Below are 6,509 nucleotides of genomic sequence, written 5' to 3'. Positions count from 1 at the left end.
GGCTGCGCAGGGGGCGCTGCAAGTACGTCCCTGTAAGCTCGGTCGCCGCATCCATGCGGCTCACGCCCCTGCGCAGCCTACCCGCCCGGCCCCTGACAGTTTCGTGCGCGTGCCAGCCACGGAAGAGAATCAAAAGATCAAAAGCAAAGGCAGGCGCTCGTTGTAGCGCCGAGCCCCTGCTCGGCCGCTGTACGCGAAGCCTCTGAGCCGAGCACGGTTCGGCTCTACAGAAGATCTTTCCGATCATTCTTTCGTTCATCCACGCATGGCGTGGATCTACCGTGTCGACCAAGGTCGACACCCATCAGGCACCGGCCATGCCATTCCGACAGATCGCAGAAATCTGTCGAAGGCGGGGTGGGTCCGGTTGCGGGGGTGTCCGCGGCACGGATGCCGCGGCCAAGCCCCCAGGGACGGGTTTACGGCGTCCCCCGCAACCGGACCCGCCCTGCCATCCCACGGAATGCCCGCTGTTGCTGTTGCTTCGGTTGTTGCTGTTGCTTCGGTTGTTGCTGTTGCTTCGGTTGTTGCTGTTGCTTCGGCTGTTGCATTGGCCTCTGCGGGTGCAGGGCGCAGCCCTGCATCGACCAACTCCCTACTTCTTCAGGAAGTTGTCCACCAGCAGATGCTTCACGTCGTCGAAGCGGCCGTTCAATACCGCCTTGGCTGCATACAGCGCGGTACCGGCCACCTGCTTGGCCTCGATCTGCGGCGGCATCACCAGCTCGGCGCGGCTGGTATGCACGTCCAGCAGCGCCGGGCCACGCTGCGACAGGAAATCCTGCACCGCTTCTTCCAGATCCTCGCTGCGCGTCACCGTGCGGCCGTGGAAGCCGATCACTTCGGCAAGGCGGCCAAAATCCGGGTTCTTCAGGTCGGTGTAGTTGTCCAGCAGGCCTTCCACCTTCTGCTCCAGCTCGACGAAGTTCAGCGAGCCATTGTTGAACACCACCACCTTGATCGGCAGGTTCTCCTGCACGGCCGTCAGCAGGTCGCCCAGCAGCATCGCCAGGCCGCCATCGCCGGACAGCGAAATCACCTGCCGGCCGGGGAACGCCTTCTGCAGGCCCAGTGCCTGCGGCATTGCATTGGCCATCGTGCCGTGCAGCAGGCTGGTCAGCGTGCGGCGGCGACCGTTGACGCGGATATGCCGCAGCACCCAGACCATCGGCGAGCCGCCGTCAGCGGTGAACAGCGCATCGTCGCTGGCATGCTTCGACAGCAGCGCGGTCAGATGCTGCGGGTGGATAAGCTCGCCCTCGCCCGGCTGTTCTTCCTGCTCGCGCTTCTTCAGCGCCTTGTCGCGACGTTCGATACATTCGTCCAGGAAACTGCTGTCCTCGCGCGGCGGCAACATCGGCAGCAAGGCATCCAGCGTCGGTGCAATGTCACCGACCACGCCGAGGTTCACCGGATGGCGGCGGCCGAGATGGCTGCCATCGCGGTCGACCTGGATGATCGTGGCCTTGTCCGGGTAGAACTGGCCCCAGGCGAAGTCGGCGCCGAGCAGCAGCAGCGTGTCGCACTCCATCAGCGTGTGGAAGCCGGATTCGATGCCGAAGATGCCGGTCATGCCCATGTTGTACGGGTTGTCCGGCTCGACGAAATCCTTGGCGCGCGAGGTGTGCGCGATCGGTGCCTGCAGGCGCCGGGCCAGTTCCAGCAGCTGTGCGTGCGCACCCTGGCAACCGGCGCCGGCGTAGATGCCGATGCGCTTGCCCTGCCCCAGCAACTCGGCGATGCGCTGCAGCTCAGCATCCGACGGGCGCAGCACCGGCTGGGTGTAATGCACCGAGAACGGCACATCGTGCTTCACTTCGGCCTGGCTGATATCGGCGGGCAGGATCACCACCGCCACGCCACGGCGGCTGATCGCGGCCTGGCAGGCCAGGGTGACCACGCGACGCGCCTGCTCGGCGCTGTGCACCTGCTCGCAGAACACCGAACAACTGGCGTACACCGCCTTGAAGTCCACTTCCTGCGGGAATTCCATGCCCAGCTCGCTGGTCACCACCTGGCTGGCGATCAGCACCATCGGCGCGCGGTTGCGGTTGCTCTCGAACACGCCATTGATGAAATGCAGGCTGCCGGGGCCGCAGGAGCCGGCGCAGGCGGTCAGTTCGCCGCTCACCAGCGAATCGGCGCCTGCGGCAAAGGCTGCTACTTCCTCATGCCGCACATGCACCCATGCGATCTCGCTGCCATGCATCGCATCGGTCACGTGGTTGAGCGTATCGCCCACGATGCCGTAGCAACGGCGGACACCGGCCTGCTGCAGGGCATCCACCACGATTTCGGCCACGCGCTTGCTCATCGGATACATCCTCGAACGGGGGGAACGTCCGAGGCTAGACCCGATGAAGTGATGCCTCCGCAAAAAAAGGGGACGGAGGGAATCAAGTCGTATGTGCTACAAACGACTTAATTCCCTCCGTCCCCTTTTTCTTCAATCGTTGACGTTGATCCAGCCTTCCACCGCGCCCTGCTTCGGGTTGCGGTAGCGCAGCTTCACCCAGCCGTCCTGTTCATCCAGCAGTTCCACGCGGTCGCCCTGCACCAGGTAACGCTTGGTGCTGGACGCACCGGGTCGGTCGAACAGGAACAGGCGCGCGGGTACCACGGCGGCCTGCTGACCACGCAACGGCCCGTCCGGCGGTGCGCCCATGCCATTGGCAATCGCGCTCTCCAGCACACGGCCGGCCGGATCATACGTGCGCCAGACCGCCAACGGGCCCTGCTCGTCGGTCTGTTCCCACTGCAGCGCGGCGTTCAAGGTATCGCCCAGCATCAGCACGCTCTCAGAGCGGTACAAATGGAGCTTCGCGCCTGCAAACCGGTACTGGTCGGTGTACCACATCGGGCCACTGCGGCAACTGCTGGTCAAGGTTCGAGTGGCAGCATCCACGCTCAACCCCATCAGGTCACCGCAACTGTCCTTGCCGTGGGTGTCGGCCTGCAGCGCGCGGAAACCCACAGTGGCCGGATCGAACCGGTACACCGCCACCGCTTCGTTGACCATGCCTACCGGAGCGCGTGCGACCAGTTCCGGGTAGCCATCGAAATCGACATCTTCGAGCGACCATCGCGAATTGCCGTCGGCATCGGCCGCGCCGGCCAGCGTTTGGCGCTTGCCCGAGGGTGACAGCTGCACCGCGATGCTGCCGTCCTGCTGCGGATCGGCATGCGCCTGCACATGCGCGGCCACCTGGAAGCGCAGCGTTTCGCCGTCGTCCCCACCCGCCTGCGCCGTCGGTGCCAGTACGCCTGCCAATGCCAGGCCCAGCAGGCATTCCCTGTAGTTCATCATTGCTCCCTGCGGCACCGCGGCGGCACCTTCAACTCAGAACGATACCTCGACCGGCTGCCGCGACCACAGCACCGATTGATGCTTGGTCTGCTGCTTCCACGCCAGGCGGATCGCTTCGATGTCGGCGCGGCGCTGCGGGGTGTCCTCGTGCAGCACCACCAGCACCTTGGTGCGCAGGCGGTTGGGCGAGGCATCACCGCGGAACAGCCATTGGCCATAGGCATCGAACACGGTCAGGCCATCCGGGAAGCGCGGGGTCACTTCCTTGTCCAGGAAGGTGCGCCACTGCGCCTCGCTGATGGTATCGGCCTGCGGGCGGTTGCCGGCGCCCTGCTCCTCGCCCACGCCGAAGTACAGCTCGCTGCGCACCCAGCCGTGGCCGGCGGACGGGCGTGCGGCATCGCCCTTCAGTTCGGCGGTGGTGGCCGTGGCATAGGCGCTGGGCGCCTGCGAAGAGAGGCTGGCGCAACCACTGGTGGCCAGCAGCGCGGCGAAGACGAGGCCAAGGTGTTTCATCGGTACAGCTCCGGGGAAGGGGGACAAGGCGAGCCGGCAGCGTACAGCGCCACCGGCCCGGCGTGCTGATGCCAGCAGGGCATCAACTCATGCCGGACCGGCAGGGGCTTGCATCGGCACCGGTCATCACGCGAAGATAATATATCGCTTCATCCGGATGGATGTAAGTGAAACCACCTCCCCCTTCCCCGTCGTCGTTGTTGCTGGAGCCCCCATGTCCGTCCGCCTGCCCGCGTCGCCGCTCGGCCTCGCCATCGCCCTCGCGCTTTCCTCCGCCGCCGTCCCGGCGCTGGCCCAGGACGCCACCAACCTGGACACGGTGATCGTCACCGGCACCCGTGCCGCCGACCGCACCGTGCTCGAATCCACCTCGCCGGTGGATGTGCTCACCGCCGAGGACATCCGCAAGGCCGGCGTGGTCAACGGCGAGCTGGGCAGCGCGCTGCAGGCGCTGTTGCCGTCGTTCAACTTCCCGCGCCAGTCCAACTCCGGTGGCGCCGACCATGTGCGCGCCGCACAGTTGCGCGGCCTGTCGCCGGACCAGGTGCTGGTGCTGGTCAATGGCAAGCGCCGCCACCACACCGCGCTGGTCAACACCGACAGCAAGATCGGCAAGGGCACCACCCCGGTTGATTTCAATTCGATCCCGGTCAGCGCGATCAAGCGCATCGAAGTACTGCGTGATGGCGCTGGTGCGCTGTATGGCTCGGATGCGGTGGCCGGTGTGATCAACGTGATCCTCGACAACGGCGGCGACGGTGGCGAGATCGAGGCCAGCTACGGCGCCAACCACACCGACCTCAAGCCGATCGGGCGTACCCTTACCGACGGCCAGACCGGCAATATCAGCGCCAAGGTCGGCACCTCGCTGGGCGAGGATGGCGCCTTCCTGCGCGTCGGCCTGGAATACAAGCACCGCAACGGCACCAACCGCGCCGGCTTCGACCAGATTCCGCCGTGGGACCAGACGCCGGACAACCTGGCGCTGCAGGGCAAGCGCAACTATGTGCTGGGCGATGGCAAGAGCAAGGACATCAACCTGTGGCTGAACACCGAGATCCCGGTGGGCCAGACCTCGACGTTCTACGCGTTCGGCACCTTCAACCAGCGCGATACCGAAGGCGCGAACTACTTCCGCTACCCCGATGGCGATGCCAACTGGAAGGAGGTCTATCCGAACGGTTACCGGCCGATCTCCGAAGGCGAGAACCGCGACGTGCAGGCCGTAGCCGGCGTGCGTGGGCAGTGGGGCGAATGGAGCTACGACGGCAGCCTGGATTACGGCCAGAACGACTTCACCTACCGCCTGCGTGATTCGCTCAACGCCTCGCTGGGCCCGACCAGCCCGACCCGCTTCAAGACCGCCGACTACGAGTACGCACAGACCGTGGGCAACCTCGACCTGAGCCGCGTGTTCACCCAGAGCGAGAGCATCAGCCACACCCTGGGCCTGGGTGTGGAAGCGCGCCACGAGCGCTACCAGACCCGCCCCGGTGACCCGGCCAGCTACGCGGCCGGCCCGTTCACCGACCGCCCGACCGGTTCGCAGGCCGGTGGCGGCCTGACCCCGCAGGATACAGCCACCCTGTCGCGTGATGTGGCCAGCGCCTACGCCAGCCTGTCGAGCCAGTTCGGGGAAAAGTTCTCCACCGATCTGGCCGCGCGCTACGAGCACAACGACGATTTCGGCGGTGAACTGACCGGCAAGCTCGGCCTGCGCTATGAATTCACCCCGGCGTTCGCGTTGCGTGGCGCCATCTCCAACAACTTCCGCGCGCCGTCGCTGGCGCAGATCGGCTACGAGTCCACCTCCACCGGCTACAACGCTGGCGGCCAGCTGGTGCAGGGCCGCCTGCTGTCGGTCAACAATCCGATCGCGCGTGGCCTGGGTGCGCAGAATCTGAAGCCGGAGAAATCGCTGAACACCTCGTTGGGCTTCACCAGCCGCATCGGCGAGCATTTCGACCTGTCACTGGACTTCTTCCAGATCGACATCGACGATCGCATCGCGCTGTCGGAGAGCATCACTGGCGATGCACTGACCGACTACGTGGCGGCCAACTACGGCGTCAGCGGCCTGCAGAGCGCCAGCTTCTTCGTCAACGCGGCCGATACCCGCACCCGCGGCGCCGAGCTGGTGAGCAACTGGCGCCAGTCACTGGGCGACGGCCAGCTGCTGCTGACCGGCACCTACGCCTATACCAAGACCACGCTGAAGAACGTGCTGGCTACGCCGGCGCAGCTGCAGGCGCTCAACCCGAACTATGTGCTGTTCGGCATCGAAGAGACCAATACGCTCACCGATGCCACGCCGCGTACCCGCGGCAGCTTCTCTGCCGCGTGGAGCAACGACCACTGGTCGCTGAGCACCCGTGTGAACCGCTACGGCAGCGCCACCCGCGTGTTCAACTTCGGTGACGGCTACATCCCGCGCCAGACCTACCAGGCCGAGTGGCAGCTGGATGCGGAGGTCGAATACCGCATCACTCCGCGCTGGAGCGTGGCCATCGGCGGCCAGAACCTGACCGACAACTACCCGGATCGATCCAACAGCGATATCCACTACTTCGGCAACCTGCCGTATGACGTGCTGTCGCCGATCGGCAGCAACGGCGCGTACTACTACGGCCGCGTCCGCTATACGTTCTGATCGCATTGGGTAGGTGCGGACCGTTGGTCCGCACGA

General features: G+C 65.6%; 4 protein-coding genes. 1 reads left to right on the top strand and 3 read right to left on the bottom strand.

What is annotated here, in order from left to right:
• Positions 1 to 595 precede the first annotated feature (595 nt).
• The 3 genes from O0K41_RS21735 to O0K41_RS21725 form a co-directional block, all read right to left on the bottom strand.
• Positions 596 to 2,314, bottom strand: coding sequence for a thiamine pyrophosphate-dependent enzyme (locus O0K41_RS21735; protein ID WP_043035122.1), 1,719 nt, complete (start codon positions 2,312 to 2,314; stop codon positions 596 to 598).
• A gap of 132 nt (positions 2,315 to 2,446) precedes the next feature.
• Entirely contained in the window at positions 2,447 to 3,304 is an 858-nt protein-coding gene (locus O0K41_RS21730; protein ID WP_049451233.1) for an SH3 domain-containing protein, read from the bottom strand.
• A gap of 36 nt (positions 3,305 to 3,340) precedes the next feature.
• Positions 3,341 to 3,823 carry a DUF3574 domain-containing protein gene (locus tag O0K41_RS21725; RefSeq protein WP_049460118.1) on the bottom strand — a complete coding sequence of 161 codons (483 nt, stop codon included), beginning with the start codon at positions 3,821 to 3,823 and terminating at the stop codon, positions 3,341 to 3,343.
• Positions 3,824 to 4,037: 214 nt separating this feature from the next.
• Here O0K41_RS21725 and O0K41_RS21720 point away from each other — a divergent pair, with 214 nt between their 5' ends.
• Entirely contained in the window at positions 4,038 to 6,473 is a 2,436-nt protein-coding gene (locus tag O0K41_RS21720; protein ID WP_164223231.1) for a TonB-dependent receptor, read from the top strand.
• Positions 6,474 to 6,509: the final 36 nt, after the last annotated feature.

The organism is Stenotrophomonas sp. Sm2128 (assembly GCF_030985535.1).
Taxonomy (GTDB): domain Bacteria; phylum Pseudomonadota; class Gammaproteobacteria; order Xanthomonadales; family Xanthomonadaceae; genus Stenotrophomonas; species Stenotrophomonas maltophilia.
This window is presented reverse-complemented; position numbering and strand designations above follow the sequence as displayed.

Excerpts from the sequence above, each read along its gene's own strand:
- O0K41_RS21735 (WP_043035122.1), bottom strand. The coding sequence starts at position 2,314 with ATGAGCAAGCGCGTGGCCGAAATCGTGGTGGATGCCCTGCAGCAGGCC.
- O0K41_RS21730 (WP_049451233.1), bottom strand. The coding sequence starts at position 3,304 with ATGAACTACAGGGAATGCCTGCTGGGCCTGGCATTGGCAGGCGTACTG.
- O0K41_RS21720 (WP_164223231.1), top strand. The coding sequence starts at position 4,038 with ATGTCCGTCCGCCTGCCCGCGTCGCCGCTCGGCCTCGCCATCGCCCTC.
- O0K41_RS21725 (WP_049460118.1), bottom strand. The coding sequence starts at position 3,823 with ATGAAACACCTTGGCCTCGTCTTCGCCGCGCTGCTGGCCACCAGTGGT.